General features: G+C 50.5%; 14 protein-coding genes. 6 read left to right on the top strand and 8 right to left on the bottom strand.

The genetic code is table 11. The annotated features are described in order from the left end of the window. Positions 1–35 precede the first annotated feature (35 nt). From OGV94_RS11480 to gap, 4 genes are all read right to left on the bottom strand, one after another. Positions 36–740, bottom strand: coding sequence for a fimbria/pilus chaperone family protein (locus tag OGV94_RS11480; protein ID WP_075146212.1), 705 nt, complete (start codon positions 738–740; stop codon positions 36–38). Between the two features lie 102 nt (positions 741–842). Continuing rightward, on the bottom strand, positions 843–1,520 hold the full coding sequence (locus OGV94_RS11475; RefSeq protein ID WP_043016228.1) for a DUF1120 domain-containing protein: 678 nt from the start codon (positions 1,518–1,520) through the stop codon (positions 843–845). 73 nt (positions 1,521–1,593) lie between these two features. Then, complete coding sequence (locus tag OGV94_RS11470) at positions 1,594–2,286, bottom strand: DUF1120 domain-containing protein (RefSeq protein WP_043016229.1); 693 nt, start codon at positions 2,284–2,286, stop codon at positions 1,594–1,596. A 303-nt stretch (positions 2,287–2,589) separates the two neighbouring features. Continuing rightward, on the bottom strand, positions 2,590–3,591 hold the full coding sequence (gene gap, locus OGV94_RS11465; RefSeq protein WP_043016230.1) for a type I glyceraldehyde-3-phosphate dehydrogenase: 1,002 nt from the start codon (positions 3,589–3,591) through the stop codon (positions 2,590–2,592). Positions 3,592–3,780: 189 nt separating this feature from the next. Between gap and cybB the strand changes: the two genes are divergently transcribed. The 3 genes from cybB (at position 3,781) to OGV94_RS11450 (ending at position 6,237) form a co-directional block, all read left to right on the top strand. After that, positions 3,781–4,311, top strand: a complete 531-nt coding sequence (gene cybB / locus OGV94_RS11460; RefSeq protein WP_003020322.1) for a cytochrome b561 — start codon at positions 3,781–3,783, stop codon at positions 4,309–4,311. A gap of 235 nt (positions 4,312–4,546) precedes the next feature. Further along, positions 4,547–4,966, top strand: coding sequence for a translesion error-prone DNA polymerase V autoproteolytic subunit (locus OGV94_RS11455; protein WP_043016231.1), 420 nt, complete (start codon positions 4,547–4,549; stop codon positions 4,964–4,966). 2 nt (positions 4,967–4,968) lie between these two features. Next, positions 4,969–6,237 carry a Y-family DNA polymerase gene (locus tag OGV94_RS11450; protein ID WP_100194355.1) on the top strand — a complete coding sequence of 423 codons (1,269 nt, stop codon included), beginning with the start codon at positions 4,969–4,971 and terminating at the stop codon, positions 6,235–6,237. 99 nt (positions 6,238–6,336) lie between these two features. Here OGV94_RS11450 and fdnI read toward each other — a convergent pair whose 3' ends face one another. Genes fdnI through fdnG form a run of 3 tightly spaced genes read right to left on the bottom strand, consistent with a single transcriptional unit; the run spans position 6,337 to position 10,933 of the window. Then, complete coding sequence (fdnI, locus tag OGV94_RS11445) at positions 6,337–6,990, bottom strand: formate dehydrogenase-N subunit gamma (protein ID WP_043016233.1); 654 nt, start codon at positions 6,988–6,990, stop codon at positions 6,337–6,339. After that, positions 6,983–7,870 (bottom strand): formate dehydrogenase subunit beta, encoded by an 888-nt coding sequence (gene fdxH, locus OGV94_RS11440; protein WP_043016234.1) that lies wholly within the window; start codon positions 7,868–7,870, stop codon positions 6,983–6,985. Before fdxH ends, fdnI begins: the two co-directional genes overlap by 8 nt. A 12-nt stretch (positions 7,871–7,882) precedes the next feature. Next, the gene (fdnG, locus tag OGV94_RS11435; RefSeq protein ID WP_072033335.1) at positions 7,883–10,933 is read right to left on the bottom strand and encodes a formate dehydrogenase-N subunit alpha; all 3,051 of its coding nucleotides are present in this window, start codon (positions 10,931–10,933) and stop codon (positions 7,883–7,885) included. A gap of 354 nt (positions 10,934–11,287) precedes the next feature. Here fdnG and OGV94_RS11430 point away from each other — a divergent pair, with 354 nt between their 5' ends. From OGV94_RS11430 to OGV94_RS11420, 3 genes are all read left to right on the top strand, one after another. Then, complete coding sequence (locus tag OGV94_RS11430; RefSeq protein WP_003833178.1) at positions 11,288–11,563, top strand: metal/formaldehyde-sensitive transcriptional repressor; 276 nt, start codon at positions 11,288–11,290, stop codon at positions 11,561–11,563. A gap of 32 nt (positions 11,564–11,595) precedes the next feature. Then, positions 11,596–12,714: an S-(hydroxymethyl)glutathione dehydrogenase/class III alcohol dehydrogenase gene (locus OGV94_RS11425; RefSeq protein WP_286523365.1), complete on the top strand. Its 1,119-nt coding sequence runs from the start codon at positions 11,596–11,598 to the stop codon at positions 12,712–12,714. A gap of 169 nt (positions 12,715–12,883) precedes the next feature. Beyond that, positions 12,884–14,572 carry a methyl-accepting chemotaxis protein gene (locus OGV94_RS11420; RefSeq protein WP_043016236.1) on the top strand — a complete coding sequence of 563 codons (1,689 nt, stop codon included), beginning with the start codon at positions 12,884–12,886 and terminating at the stop codon, positions 14,570–14,572. Between the two features lie 40 nt (positions 14,573–14,612). Here the strand turns inward: OGV94_RS11420 and pcaQ are convergent, their stop codons facing one another. After that, positions 14,613–15,536, bottom strand: coding sequence for a pca operon transcription factor PcaQ (gene pcaQ, locus OGV94_RS11415; protein ID WP_043017902.1), 924 nt, complete (start codon positions 15,534–15,536; stop codon positions 14,613–14,615). Positions 15,537–15,744 lie beyond the last annotated feature (208 nt).

Below are 15,744 nucleotides of genomic sequence, written 5' to 3'. Positions count from 1 at the left end.
AGACGGCTTTTATTATACAAAGTCGTACTCTCTTATTATTTGTGGTTTAATTCAGCAATAAAGCTTGGAACTTCTACTCCATAGCGACTGGCAGGGAAGAATTTGACTTGTTTATCACCACCAGTGTCTTTATTCAGCGACAGGGTGATGGACTCGCCCGGCAGAATATGTGTTTTGCCAATGTCAATCGTCGTTTTTGATGGTAAGAAAACGGCATTTTGCGCCAGTCTGACTACATATTTACTGGGATTGGATAAAGTGACTGTTTTACCAGACTGACTCCATTCCAGATATTTCCACGCATCGGTAACAACCGCAAGCCTGGCCGGGCGAATCAGTACGGGAATATCCTGGCGAATATTGATGCCAATTTTAATCCGGTTATCATCGCTTTTCGGCGGTATTCCTTCAAATGTGACGCGCTTATAATGTTCAACATCCAGCGGTTCATTGCTTTGCAAAATAAAACGCAGTTGCTGTGTTTGTTGTGGTTCAAGACGAACAACAGGTTGCGTCACAATAAGTTTTAACCCCTGATCGTCCTTTATATCAATGACATTGGTATACAGCAGTGACGGATGGTCGTCCGTGTTCTTGATATTTATGGTTCCGCTGTGGGTGGCTTCGTCGATCACCAGCAGGCTGGTTTCGGGGACCATGCCAGCCGCGAAGGCCGGTGCCTGCGATATCAATAAAGCACTCGCCAGAACAGCATTGAGCGTGGTGTTTTTGAATAACATAAATCGTATCTCCTTGATAAAAATAACATTCCATGTTTAGCGTGATGCCTGAAAAAAGAGTAAACGGGATCCGTTTACTCTTGGTGCGATCGCCAGGCTAAATTACAGATAACGCAGGCTGATGGTTACCTGACCATTGAGGTTGGTATCGTCAGTAATTGCGAGGGTCGCGGTATCCTGAATCGCCAGAGATGTGACCAGCGGGAATGTTGCGCTCAGGAACGCCAGCGGCTCGGTGGTACCCGCAGTTGCCACGGTGATGTCACGTACGCTGCTACCCTGGGTCGCGCCATCAGCGCTTTTCGTCCAGTCACCGGTTTTATTTTGCTGATAAATCGTATCAACCGTGTTGGTATCAGCAACGACGCCGCTGGTTTTAACAAACAGGGTGTAAGCGCCAATTTTAACGTTGCCGCCGGTTAACCCTACGCCGTAGCTCTGCGCACTGCCGAGATAGGTGCCGCCGGTAAAGGTAGCGTCATTCACCGTGATATCCGCACGCGTGTCCGCGCGGTCATCGACCATATTCCAGGACACTTTGGTGGCGGAGGCGCAAGTAATGGTCAGATCAATATCTTTCTGACCCAACTGATTGACATCCGATGCAGACAGAGATCCCAGGCGAATAGTGCCATAGTTAACGACACCGCTATTGCTCAGCGTGGGCATGCAGGCTGCGTTGGTCAGTAAACCCTTGACCTTCAATACGGCAGTCGGGTCTGCCGCAAAAGCGGAAGTCACGCACAGGGAAAGTGCTGTCGCAAGAAGCAGTTTTTTCATTTGTTAATCCTTAACATTAAAATACAGACGTTATTTAAGATTTATGCTCAGATGAATTAGTTAAATAACGTAATTACAGATAAAACATGGTAAACGTCGCCTGACCATCCATATTGGTATCGTCAGTAATTGCCAGCGTTGTTGTATTTTGAATCGCTAGCGTGGTAACCAGGGGTATAGTCACCGTGGTGAATGCCAGTGGTTCTATGGTACCAAACTTGCCAACGGTGTATTCATATGCGTTATGCGCGAACGTTGTTTTGTAACTCAACGACGCCATCATGCTTCTCCATGTATTAACGCCCCCATGGCCGTAACGAACGAGCAGCGTTGCGGAGGCTCCGTCAGCAGTGACCGTTTCCGATGCCGCACGGATGCTATAGTTGCCAATATTGACGCCGTTGGTCGTTTTACCTACGCCAAACACGAGATCTGAGGCACCAATTACCCCACCATCCGTTGCCGCGTTTTCAATCATAATACCCGCCACGCTGTCAGTACGGTCGTCGGCAACCTGAAAACCCAGTTGCGTTGGTACCGGGCAGTTAATGACCAGGTTGGTTTCTTTGGCGCCCAACTGATTATTGCTAGTTGCTGAAAGCGCACTCAAGTGAATTGTGCCGTAGTCGATAGTTGTTCCACCGCCAATTTCTGGCGTGCAGGCAGCGTTGGTTAACACGCCCTGGACTTGCAATACGGTCTGATCTACGGCAAATGCAGATGCTGTGCACAGTGATAGCGCAGTAAAAAGAAGTGTCTTTTTCAATTGTTAATCCTTAACAAATGTTATCGCTGAGATAATCTCTGGATATCTTAATAGTTTATGTATGAACTCAATGTATAAACCGAATTCATAATATATTGAGGAGGGCGATACTGGCAATTAAGTAAAATTAAATATCAAATTTACATATTTTAACATTTTGTATGTGAATACATTTATGGTGTGGATTTTTTTACTTATGTAGCGAAACACAATAATGACAGAGAAAAGGTGAACCGTCATGATGCTAATGACTACATAACGGTTACTCAACGCAGAATTGAGTAACCGGATGTAATTAATCAGCTAGATCTTGATAAACTTATCCAGCGTACGAATAAGTTGGGTGACAAAACCGTATTCGTTATCATACCAGGCGACGGTTTTTACCAGTTGCAGATCGCCCACTTCGGTAATTTCGGTTTGCGTTGCATCAAATACCGAACCGAAATGCGAGCCAATGACATCTGACGAGACAATTTCTTCGTCGGTATAGCCAAATGATTCATTATTTTGCGTGGCTTTTTTCAGCGCGTTGTTAACCTCTTCAGCGGTGACTTTTTTACCCAACACGGATACCAGCTCGGTGACGGATCCGGTTTTCACCGGCACACGCTGGGCGTGGCCTTTTAATTTTCCGCTCAATGCCGGAATGACCAGACCAATGGCTTTGGCGGCTCCGGTGGTATGGGGAATGATATTCTCCGCCGCCGCGCGTGAGGCGCGCAGATCTTTCCCGCGTGGGCCATCAACCAGCGACTGTGTCCCCGTGTAGGCGTGAATGGTGGTCATGGTGCCAAGCTGAATACCGAAGCTGTCGTGCAGCGCTTTCGCCATCGGCGCCAGGCAGTTGGTGGTGCACGACGCCACTGAAATAATCCGATCGTTCGCCTCCATAGTGTCGTCGTTGACGTTAAAGACGATCGTCTTCATATCGCCGGCAGGGGCGGATATCAGGACTTTTTTGGCCCCTGCATCAATATGCGCCTGTGATTTCTCGGTTGAGGTATAAAAACCGGTGCATTCGATGATTATCTCAGCGCCCGTGGTTTTCCACGGAATGTTTTTGGCCTCTTTTTCCGCGTAAACGGCGATCTTTTTACCGTCGACAATCAGCGCGTCTTCGGTAAAGTCGACGCTCCAGGGAAACGGCCCGTAGTTTGAATCGTGTTTTAACAGATAGGCGAGAATTTTGGGCGAGGTGAGGTCATTAATGGCGACAACCTCCACGCTGCTTTTGACTTCCAGTAGCCGACGCAATACCAGACGACCGATACGACCAAAACCGTTAATGCCAATTTTACTCATGGTTTTCTCCTGTCAGGATGGGGCGGTACGACATATTTTCCCTACCAGGCTTAGTTCAGACAGGCATTCAGGGCAATAGCTGTTTTTGCGGTTAAGCGTAAGCGACTGAAAATGGGTGAACAAAAGTTAATGAATTTTTAACAAAAGCCCGTTATGTTGACGCATTATTGTTTTTATTCAGGAAGTGTTATGGGGAATAAGTATTCTGGCCTGCAAATTGGTATTCACTGGCTGGTCTTTTTGTTGGTTATCGTGGCGTACAGCGCCATGGAGTTTCGCGGATTTTTCCCGCGCAGCTATCGCCCCTTGTTCAACATGGTGCACGTCTCCTGCGGTATCACTATTTTAACGCTGATGGTGGCGCGTCTGCTGGTCAGACTGAAATACCCGGCTCCACCGATTGTGCCAAAACCGAAGCCGATGATGACCGGAATGGCGCATCTGGGGCATCTGGTTATCTATCTGTTGTTTATCGTTCTGCCGATTATTGGGCTGGTGATGATGTACAACCGGGGTAACCCGTGGATTGCATTCGGCATCGTTATGCCGCATGCGGCAGAGGCCAACTTTGATTTAGTGGACATGCTGAAGTCCTGGCACGTGACGCTGGCAAATCTGGGCTATTTTGTTATTGCTCTGCATGCCGCCGCGGCCCTGATGCACCACTATTTCTGGAAGGACAATACGCTGTTGCGCATGATGCCGCGCAAACGCTCCTGAGGTCACGCCCCGCAAATGCGGGGCATTTTTTTGCCGATTATTGTTCGCAGAGAATCTCTTTGCGAATGCTTTACATCTTCTTCTGTGAAATAAAACCGGAAATTATTTTCCCAGACATCATAAAAGCTTACCGACGAGATGGCTAAACAACGCTCAGTTCGCCACTCACGTCACTTGATTGCTGCGCTTATTAAAACTACTGTATATAAATACAGTGAATAAGAGGCAGATTATTATGTTGTTTTTCCAGCCTGCGCAACACCGCGAAATCAAATGCTTACCGCTATTCAGAGACGTTGTACCCTGTGGCTTTCCTTCTCCGGCGCAGGACTACGTTGAGAAACGAATCGATCTCAATGACCTGCTGGTGCGCCATCCGAGCGCAACCTATTTTGTAAAATCATCTGGTGAATCCATGACAGGAGCAGGGATTGGTGAGGGCGATCTGCTGATTGTCGACAGTGCCAGAAAGCCCACTCACGGAGACATCGTTATTGCCGCTATTGAGGGCGAGTTCACCGTTAAACGCCTGCAATTACATCCGGTGGTGATGCTGAAACCAGAGAACAGCGCCTACGCGCCGATCATGATCGGCAGCGAGGACTCGCTGGATATATTTGGCGTGGTGACATTTATCGTTAAAGCGGCTGGGTGATTATGTTTGCTCTGGTGGATGTTAATTCATTTTATGCCAGCTGTGAGTCGGCATTCCGACCCGATCTGAAGGGCAAACCCGTTGTCGTTCTTTCAAATAACGATGGTTGCGTCATTGCCAGCAGCGCGGAAGCGAAGGTTCTTGGCGTTAATATGGGCGCTCCGTACTTCAAACAGAAAGATCTGTTCAGGCGCTACGGCGTGTTCTGCTTTAGCTCGAACTACGAGCTGTATGCGGATATGAGCAGCAGGGTGATGTCGATTCTGGAGGAGTTGTCTCCACGCGTGGAGATATACAGTATTGATGAAGCCTTTTGTGACTTAACGGGCGTGCGAAACTGTCGGGATCTTACGGATTTTGGTCGGGAAATCAGAGCAACCATTTTACAGAAAACACGTCTCACGGTTGGGGTCGGCATCGCCCAGACCAAAACGCTGGCCAAACTGGCAAACCATGCTGCCAAAAAGTGGCAGGAACAAACCGGCGGAGTCGTGGATCTCTCCAATATTGAACGTCAGCGTAAGCTGATGGCTGCACTCCCGGTTGATGAAGTCTGGGGTGTTGGACGCCGTATCAGTAAGAAACTGGACGCCATGGGCATTAAAACGGTCCTCGATCTGGCGGATACCGACATTCGCTTTATTCGCAAACATTTCAACGTCGTGCTCGAGCGCACCGTACGGGAATTACGCGGTGAGTCTTGTCTGGCGCTGGAAGAGTTTGCGCCGGTTAAACAGGAAATTATCTGCTCAAGATCGTTCGGTGAAAAACTTACCGAGTACAACGCCATGAGAGAGGCAATTTGCACTTATGCTTCACGAGCGGCGGAAAAGCTGCGCAGAGAACACCAGTATTGCCGGTTTATCTCTGCGTTTATCAAAACCAGTCCGTTTGCCCTGAATGAACCTTATTACGGTAACAGCGCGTCGATAAAACTGCTGACGCCAACTCAGGACAGTCGGGAAATTATTGCTGCCGCCACGCGCAGCCTGGACGCAATATGGCGAGAGGGGCGGCGTTATCAAAAAGCCGGGGTCATGCTGGGAGACTTTTTTAGCTCTGGCGTTGCGCAGCTTAATCTTTTTGATGACAACGCGCCGCGGCGTAACAGCGATAAACTGATGGACGTACTGGATACGCTTAATGCTGAAAAAGGTAAAGGAACGCTCTATTTTGCCGGGCAAGGTATACAGCAACCGTGGGCGATGAAGCGGGATATGCTTTCGCCGCGTTATACCACGAGATACAGTGATTTATTGCGCGTGGGGTAGGGTTTGTTATCAGCTCCATACTCAGGTCACGCAGCGCCGTAGCATATCATTGGGCAATTAAGAGAATAAGACCGCTAAATAATAGCGGTCTTATTGATTTTATTTAGGCCCTAATTCCTGCGTTTCTTTTTCATTAAGTTCAACCTCTCGATACCAGCGAGGATGGTGTTTCTTCGCCCAACGTCGACTCACTTTCCCTTCGATCATGCCTTTAATTGAACCTTTCACCCAGAACGCCATGTACATATGAATCAGTATGGCGTGGATTAGCACAATTGCTGCTGTCGCATGGATTAACAAACTCCAGCGAACTATGGTAATTGAGAAGTAATGGGCAAAGTAGGGCCGCCAGATAATAACGCCGGTAACCAGCAATACCAGAATCAGGCTCATGATACTCCAGAACATCATTTTCTGACCTGCGTTATACTTTCCAACATCAGCAACTTTGTGCTCATTGCCTTTAAGTACCTCAACGATCCCTTTAATCCAGGGGAGATCCTGTTTATCGGGAATATTGTGATGTACGAAACGGACGAACATAAACATCAGCACGACGAAAATCATCACCCCGAAAAACGGATGTAAAATTCGCCCCATTTGCGGCGTACCGAAGGTTTCGGTGAGCCATTGCAGCGTCGGGAAGAACAGCGCAATACCGGAAAGCGACACAAGGAAGAAGCTTATCACCACCGTCCAGTGACAGGCCCGGTCGATGAATTTGGTGCGCAGAATCATTTTGCGTTTACTCATGACCGTTCTCCTCTTCATCATCATCCGTCTCTTTGTTTGGCCCGACGCCCACGTAGTGGTAAATCAACCCGGCAAAGGTGGCGATAAATCCAGCGGCGGAGAGCGGTTTTAGGATCCCCTTCCACAGATTCACCGGCGCGGCGATCGTTGGATCGTCCGGTAGGTTGTGGTACAGCGACGGCTGGTCCGCGTGATGAAGCACATACATCACGTGAGTGCCGCCGACCCCTTGCGGGTTGTAGACGCCCGCATTGGCATAGCCGCGTTTTTTCAGCTGCATAACGCGAGTATCCGCCGCGTTCAGCATCTCTTTTTTAGTCCCAAACTGGATGGCGCCGGTCGGACAGGTTTTCACACAGGCAGGTTCCTGACCTACGCTGACCCGGTCGACGCACAGCGTACATTTGTAGACCCGGTTATCTTCAGGATTAAGCCGTGGAATATTGAACGGGCAGCCAGCAATGCAGTAGCCGCAGCCAATGCAGTGCTCTGACTGAAAGTCGACAATCCCGTTGGCGTACTGAATGATTGCTCCGGCGGATGGACAGGCTTTCAGGCATCCCGGGTCGGCACAGTGCATGCAGCCGTCTTTGCGGATAAGCCATTCCAGCTTGTCGTTCTGGGTGGTTTCGCTAAAGCGCATTACCGTCCAGGACTTAGCACTGAGATCGGTCGGATTGTCGTAGACGCCGTTGCAGTAGCCTACTTCATCGCGAATATCGTTCCACTCTGAGCAGGCCACCTGACAGCCTTTACAGCCAATACAGGTGGTGACATCAATCAGTTTCGCCACTTCAGCACGGTAATCCCGCGCCTGGGGCGGTGGCGTGATACTGTTCGTCGCCGAGCGTTTAATAATATCTTGTGATTGCATTGTCATGAGTTCCCTTCCTTACGCTCGCTCGATGTTGACCAGAAACGCTTTATATTCCGGTGTTTGCGAGTTGGCATCACCCACCGATGGCGTTAAGGTATTAGCGAGGAACCCTTTGCGCGTAGCACCTTCAAAGCCCCAGTGACAAGGGATACCGATAGTATCGACCTGCTTACCATCTATCATCAGCGTTTGTAGACGTTTAGTGACTACCGCCTTTGCTTTGATAAAGCCGCGTTTCGACGTCACTTTCACTGTATCACCTGCCGCAATGCCTTTTTCGCTCGCTAGCGCCTCACCGATTTCGATGAATTGATCGGGTTGAGCGATGGCGTTGAGCAGTGCATGTTTGGTCCAGTGGCGGAACAGTTCGGTAATAGAGTAAGTTGTGGCGACGTACGGGAAGGCATCCGCTTTACCCATATTGGCGATATCGTCATGGTAAATACGTGCAACCGGGCTGGATACAACATCCGGGTGTAGCGGGTTGGTACCAATAGGCGACTCAATGGGTTCGTAATGTTCCGGGAATGGCCCGTCGTTCATTTTGTCGATGGAGAACAGACGCGCTACGCCTTCCGGGTTCATGATAAACGGACCAACGTTGCTGCCCGGTGCGGCCTGGCCGTAGTCGGCTACGTCCATACCGGCCCATTTTTTGCCATCCCAGTGCAGCAGGGCGCGTTTTGGATCCCATGGTTTTCCTGATGGATCGGCCGAAGCGCGGTTGTAGAGAATACGGCGGTTGGCAGGCCAGGACCACGCCCAGCCCGGTGTGCAGCCCAGACCATACGGATCGCTGTTGTCGCGATTGGCCATCTGGTTACCCTGCTCTGTCCAGCTTCCGCAGTAAACCCAGCAGAAACTGCTGGTCGAACCGTCATCGCGCAGCTGTGCAAAACTGCTGAGCTGCTGGCCTTTTTTGGCAATAAGCTGGCCTTTGTCATCATAAAGGTCTTCAAGTGCCTGGCCATTTGCTTCACGCGCAATCTCTTCCGGGTGCGGGTCGTAGGGATCTTTATAATTCCAGGCAATATTCAACAAGGGCTGTGGATTCGCGCCGCCTTCTTGCTGATATAGCTCGCGCAGCCGCATAAACAGGCGGCCAAGGATCTTCCCGTCATGTAAGGCTTCCCCAGGTGGTTCTGCTGCCGCCCAGTGCCACTGTAACCAACGCCCGGAGTTAGCAATTGAGCCGTTTTCCTCAGCAAAGCAGGAAGAGGGCAGACGGAAAACTTCGGTCTGAATATCTGCCGGTTTCACATCATTCATTTCGCCATGATTCTGCCAAAAATTGGAAGACTCAGTGACCAGGGGATCGATAACCACCATATATTTCAGTTTTGAAAGCGAGCGGGATGATTTGTTTTTATCGGGAAACGCCGCCAGCGGATTAAATCCCTGAACGATGTAACCATTAATTTTCCCTTCAAGCATCAATTCGGCCTGAGTCATTACGTCATACAGGCGATCCCATTTAGGCAGCCAGTCGTAACCCCAGTTATTTTTCGCGGTTGCGCGATCGCCCCAGAAACTTTTCATCATGCTAACAAAGAACTTCGGCGTATTTTGCCAGTAGTTGACCTCATTCACGCCTAGCGCAGGCGGCGTGATTTGAGAAATATAGGTCTGGTAGTCTGGCTGTTTTTCCGATGGTAGCGGCATATAACCCGGCAGGTTCGTCGATAACAGGCCAAGATCGGTATAGCCCTGAATATTGGAGTGGCCACGTAGGGCGTTAACGCCACCGCCCGCCATGCCTATGTTGCCCAGCAGTAATTGGAGCATACCGGCGGCGCGAATAATTTGCGCTCCGGCGGAGTGGTGAGTCCAACCCAAAGCGTAAAGGATAGTTGCAGTGCGGTCAGGCACACTGGTGCTGGCGAGAATTTCGCAGATACGATTGAAGTCTGCCAATGAGGTCCCACACAAGCGGTTAACCATTTCGGGCGTATAGCGTTCGACATGGGCTTTCAACAGATTCAACACGCAAAGTGGGTGGTTTAGCGAGTCATCACGCAGGGCGTAACCCTGCTCATCAAGCTGATAAAACCAGCTCGACTTATCATATTGACGTTTCTTATCGTCGTAGCCGCTAAACAAGCCGTCATGGAACTGATAGTCATCACGGATAATCAGACTGGCGTTAGTGTAATGACGAACATAGTCGTGCTGTACTCGGTCGTTTTTCAGCAGATAGCGGATCACGCCTAGCAGGAATGCGGTGTCGGAACCAGCGCGAATTGGTGCGTACAAATCAGCGACTGCGGCGCTACGGTTAAAGCGCGGGTCGACCACCACCACGGTGGCGTCGTTTTTAGTTTGCGCTTCGACCACCCATTTAAAACCTACCGGGTGCGCCTCAGCGGCATTGCCACCCATAATAAGCACTACGTTGGCGTTTTTGATATCGACCCAGTTGTTGGTCATTGCGCCACGCCCAAAAGTTGGTGCAAGAGCAGCAACGGTGGGGCCATGACATAATCGTGCCTGACAGTCGATAGCGACCATCCCTAATCCCCGAGTAAATTTACCGTCGAGGATCCCGGTTTCATTGCTTGCCGCTGAAGAACATAGCATGCCTGTAGTGGGCCAGCGGTTGACGGTAACGCCCTGGGCGTTTTTCTCAATAAAGTTGGCATCGCGGTCATCTTTCATGAGTCGGGCAATACGGTTAATCGCATCGTCCCAACTAATACGTTGCCATTTATCCGAACCCGGTGCGCGATATTCGGGATACTGCAGACGCGTTTCACTATGAATATAATCCAGCACACCAGCGCCTTTCGGGCACAACGATCCACGGCTCACCGGATGATCCGGATCGCCCTCAATATGGTAGATACTTTCTTTGACGTTTTTGGCTGTATCGCCAAGGCTGTACATCAGCATGCCGCAGCCTACTGAGCAGTACGTACAGTTATTACGCGTCTCTTTTGCTTTTAAGAGTTTATATTGACGGGTTTCCGCGTGAACGGAAAAAGATGATAAGAATCCGAGAGATGCAACAGTTGTTCCTGCCATACCGCCCGCACAGATTCGAAAGAACTGCCTCCGGCTGAGCTCCATTTTTTCTCCTGCTTAAACTTAAGACATGAAAAAGGATGGTTATTGTAAGGTTAAATTGTTTTATAAACCATTAACTTTTAGTGGTTATTGACGTGAGAGAGTATTAGTGCTGTTAGCCTGGAATATAGATTAGTAAAAAATTGATCATGTCAGGTTGGTTGCCGATACGTTCGATGAATGGTGTATTCAGGACCTGACAATATCAAATGCCTTCGAATCCACTTATGACAAAACTGGAGAGTGGAAGAGGGTTACTAAACGTTTAAACTAACTCATTGATATTTAATAAATCATATATTTTACAGCTAAATAACAAATCTGATAGTATACCCCCCTATAGTATTAGGAGGGCGTATGCCGCATTCACCTGAAGATAAAAAGCGCATTCTCACCCGTGTACGCCGTATTCGCGGTCAGGTTGATGCGCTTGAGCGCGCGCTGGAGTCCGGCGAACCGTGCCTGGCTATCCTGCAGCAAATTGCCGCCGTGCGCGGCGCATCCAATGGCCTGATGGGCGAAATGGTTGAGATCCACCTGAAAGACGAACTGGTCAGCGGGGAAACGACGCCAGACCAGCGTGCCGTGCGTATGGCTGAAATCGGCCATCTTCTGCGTGCTTATCTAAAATAACACCATCACCTCGCAATAATGGGAAGAGACAAATGAAATCACGTGCAGCAGTTGCATTCGGCCCCGGCCAACCGTTAAAAATTGTCGAAATCGACGTCGCACCACCAAAGAAAGGTGAAGTGCTGGTTAAAATTACCCACACCGGCGTGTGTCATACTGACGCTTTCACGCTCTCCGGCGACGATCCGGAAGGTGTGTTCCCGGCGGTACTTGGCCACGAAGGTGGCGGTATTGTGGTTGAAGTGGGAGAAGGCGTCACCAGCCTGAAACCGGGCGATCATGTGATCCCGCTGTACACCGCTGAATGTGGCGAGTGTAAGTTCTGTAAATCGGGTAAAACTAACCTGTGTCAGGCCGTACGCGCGACCCAGGGCAAAGGTTTGATGCCGGATGGCACAACGCGCTTCTCGTACAACGGTGAGCCGATTTATCACTATATGGGCACCAGTACCTTCAGCGAATACACCGTTTGCGCGGAGATCTCTCTGGCGAAGGTTAACCCGCAGGCTCCGCTGGACAAAGTGTGTCTGCTGGGTTGTGGCGTGACCACCGGTATTGGAGCGGTCCATAACACCGCAAAAGTGAAAGAAGGCGATACCGTAGCCGTATTCGGTCTGGGCGGTATTGGTCTGGCGGTCATTCAGGGCGCGGTGCAGGCGAAAGCCGGGCGTATTCTGGCCGTTGATACCAATCCGGAAAAATTTAAGCTGGCAGGTGAAATGGGCGCGACCGATTTCATCAACCCGAAGGATTACGACAAACCGATTCAGGATGTGATTGTCGATCTTACCGACGGCGGCGTGGACTTTAGCTTTGAATGCATCGGTAACGTTAACGTGATGCGCGCGGCGCTGGAATGCTGCCATAAAGGATGGGGCGAAAGCATCATCATTGGCGTGGCGGGAGCAGGGCAAGAGATCAAAACGCGTCCGTTCCAGTTGGTAACCGGGCGCGTCTGGCGCGGTTCTGCGTTTGGCGGCGTGAAAGGCCGTACCCAGCTCCCAGGCATGGTTGAAGAAGCTATGAGCGGGAAAATTCAGTTGGATCCCTTTATTACCCACCGTTTACCGCTGGAGCAGATTAACGAAGCGTTTGAGTTAATGCATCAGGGTAAGTCCATCCGTACCGTTATCCACTTTGGCGATAACTGATTCATTGGCCAGCGGATTTCACCGCTGGCACTTTCCTGAATTTTTTAGAATTATGTTGTGAAAGTGTGACGAATCCGGCGCTTTTCACGGTAAGTAAACTTCCCGGATTGCCGATGACTATCTAACGGGCGTGTTTTCACGCATAAACCCTACAAGAGAGTCGACGGTCATGGACAACACTACATCGATGCAAGCCCAGAATAAACTGGGCTTTCTGCATCAAATCCGGCTGGTTCCGCTGTTTTCCTCCATTCTCGGTGGCATCCTTCTGCTGTTCGCCTTAAGTTCCGGACTGGCAAGCTATTTTCTTATGCAGGCCGATCGCGATCAGCGCGACGTGACCGATGAGATTCAGGTCAGGATGGGGTTATCTAACAGCTCTAACCATTTACGCACCGCACGTATCAACATGATCCACGCCGGCGCGGCGAGCCGTATTGCCGAAATGGATGACATGAAGGCCAATATTGCCGAGGCAGAAAAACGGATTAAGCAGTCGCAGGACGGTTTCAATGCTTATATGTCACGCGCGGTAAAAACCTCTGCCGATGAAGCGTTAGATGCTGAACTGAGCGCCAGCTTCAAAGCCTATACCGACGGCTTACAGCCTATGTTGAAGTACGCTAAAAACGGTATGTTTGAAGCGATCATCAACCATGAAAATGAACAGGCCAGACCGCTGGACTCTGCTTACAACAAGGTGTTGTTAAAAGCGATCGACATTCGTACCGCAAGGGCGAACCAGTTAAGCGAACAGGCGCACCAACGTACACAGCTCGGCATGGCTTTTATGCTGGGTGCATTCGTTCTTGCGCTGGCGCTGACCGTAATGACGTTCATTGTTCTGCGTCGTACCGTCATTCATCCTCTGTTGCGCGCAGCCCTGCGTATTGAGCAAATTTCCGCAGGGGATTTGACCATGCAGGAGGAACCGACCGGGCGCAGCGAAATTGGTCGCCTGAGCCGCCATCTGCAGACAATGCAACGATCGCTTGGGAAAACGGTGGGCACTGTACGTCAGGGGGCGGAAGAAATTTATCGCGGTACCAGTGAGATTTCGGCAGGGAACACTGATCTGTCTTCACGTACCGAACAACAGGCCGCGGCGATTGAACAAACGGCGGCCAGCATGGAAGAGCTGACGGCCACGGTGAAGCAAAACGCCGACAACGCGCATCATGCGAGCAAGCTGGCGGAAGATGCTTCCGGCAAGGCCAGCCGGGGTGGTCAGATGGTCTCTGGTGTGGTGAAAACCATGGGCAATATCTCAACGAGTTCGAAGAAAATATCCGAAATCACCGCCGTGATTAACAGCATTGCTTTCCAGACCAATATTCTGGCGCTGAACGCAGCGGTCGAAGCGGCGCGGGCAGGAGAGCAGGGGCGCGGGTTTGCCGTCGTTGCCAGTGAAGTACGTACGCTGGCAAGCCGCAGCGCTCAGGCGGCAAAAGAGATTGAAGGATTGATCAGCGAATCGGTCCGACTGATTGACCAGGGCTCCGGAGAAGTCGTCGCGGCGGGCAATACGATGACGGATATTGTCGATGCAGTAAAACGCGTCACCGACATTATGCTGGAAATTGCGGCAGCCTCTGATGAGCAGAGCCGGGGTATCGTACAGGTGAGCCAGGCGATATCAGAAATGGATAAGGTTACGCAGCAAAATGCCTCGCTGGTTGAAGAAGCATCGGCTGCGGCAGCCTCTCTTGAAGAGCAGGCGGCACGCTTAACACAAGCCGTTGGCACATTCCGGTTAACCGGGACAAGCGCAATTAAACGCGCTCCGGTGACCACTACTGCAGATCATTCTCGTCCGCAGGCGGCAACGGCCAGCGGCGATAACTGGGAAACGTTTTAACAATAAATAAAGGGACCAGATGGTCCCTTTATTTTTGGCATCAAAACGGTACGGTTTTACGTATTGCGGCGATAAGGATCTGCGCGGCCTGAGAGAGTTGCACATCGACCCGGGTAAGAATCCCGATGGGTTCACCCGCACCGTGGGTGGGAATCGGTAATGACACCAGCGTCGCCTGGCGTAAATCTTCTCTAACCGCGCCTGAAGGGACAAACCATACATAGTCGTAATCAACCGTCAGTTGGCGGGAGAGCGATGCTGACAGCGTTTCAATACAGCCAGGCGGCATTTTACAGCCCTGACTTTGCAACAATGCCTCTGCGTGCTGGCGAGGCGCGGTTCCTTTTGGTGAAACCACCACCGGCCACTCCATGACCCGGCTCAGCGTAATGGTTTCTTGCAACAACGGGTGGTTAGGGCGGACAACCAGTTTGAGCGATTCCAGAAACAATAATTCGTAGTTCAGACCGACCATCAATTCCGGATCGGCCATACGGCCAATGCCGAGGTCAATTTCCCCTGACTTTAAACCCGCCAGGATCATGGGATTACTCATGGTGGCAACCTGCAGCGTGGTTTCCATTTGCTGCTTATGAAACGGACCAATGACCGCCGGCAGAATGCCCAGTGCTGCGGTGGGTAAGGCGCCAACCCGTACGACATCAGTCTGCGACTCTTCACGCTGGTTTAACGCTTGCCCGGCGGTGTTAAGCGCATCCAGCACTCTTACTGCGTGGGTAAGAAACTGCTCTCCGGGCAGCGTTAACTGTGCGCCGAGGCGGCCACGCTCAAAGAGCCGGGTACCGGTCAGTTGCTCCAGTTCATTTAGCGTTTTGGAGAGGGCCGGTTGGCTCAGGTTAAGGGTCTCAGCCGCGCGCCCCAACGTTCCCTGCTGTGCAACGGCGACAAAAGTATGAAGGTGGCGCAAGCGAATGCGCTGATTGAACAGAACATTTTTTTCCATAAGCGATGTTAAAAACAGAGCCGTATCGGTGACAAGTGAAGTTGTTCGTTTTTGATAACCTGATAGCAAAATATTATTAACATTTATCATGTTTTACTTACAACTAATTTATTTTGCTTATGTTTTGTACAGCATTGCTGGGGGATGGGATCATGGAAGGGAATGGGCCAGGTCGATATACTGTAGTTATTGTTTGCTTTTGAACCAT

Source organism: Citrobacter sp. Ce006, from assembly GCF_030336535.1.
GTDB classification, from domain to species: domain Bacteria; phylum Pseudomonadota; class Gammaproteobacteria; order Enterobacterales; family Enterobacteriaceae; genus Citrobacter; species Citrobacter europaeus.
The sequence above is the reverse complement of the archived record's forward strand: the minus strand, read 5'-3'. Positions and strand labels throughout refer to the sequence as shown.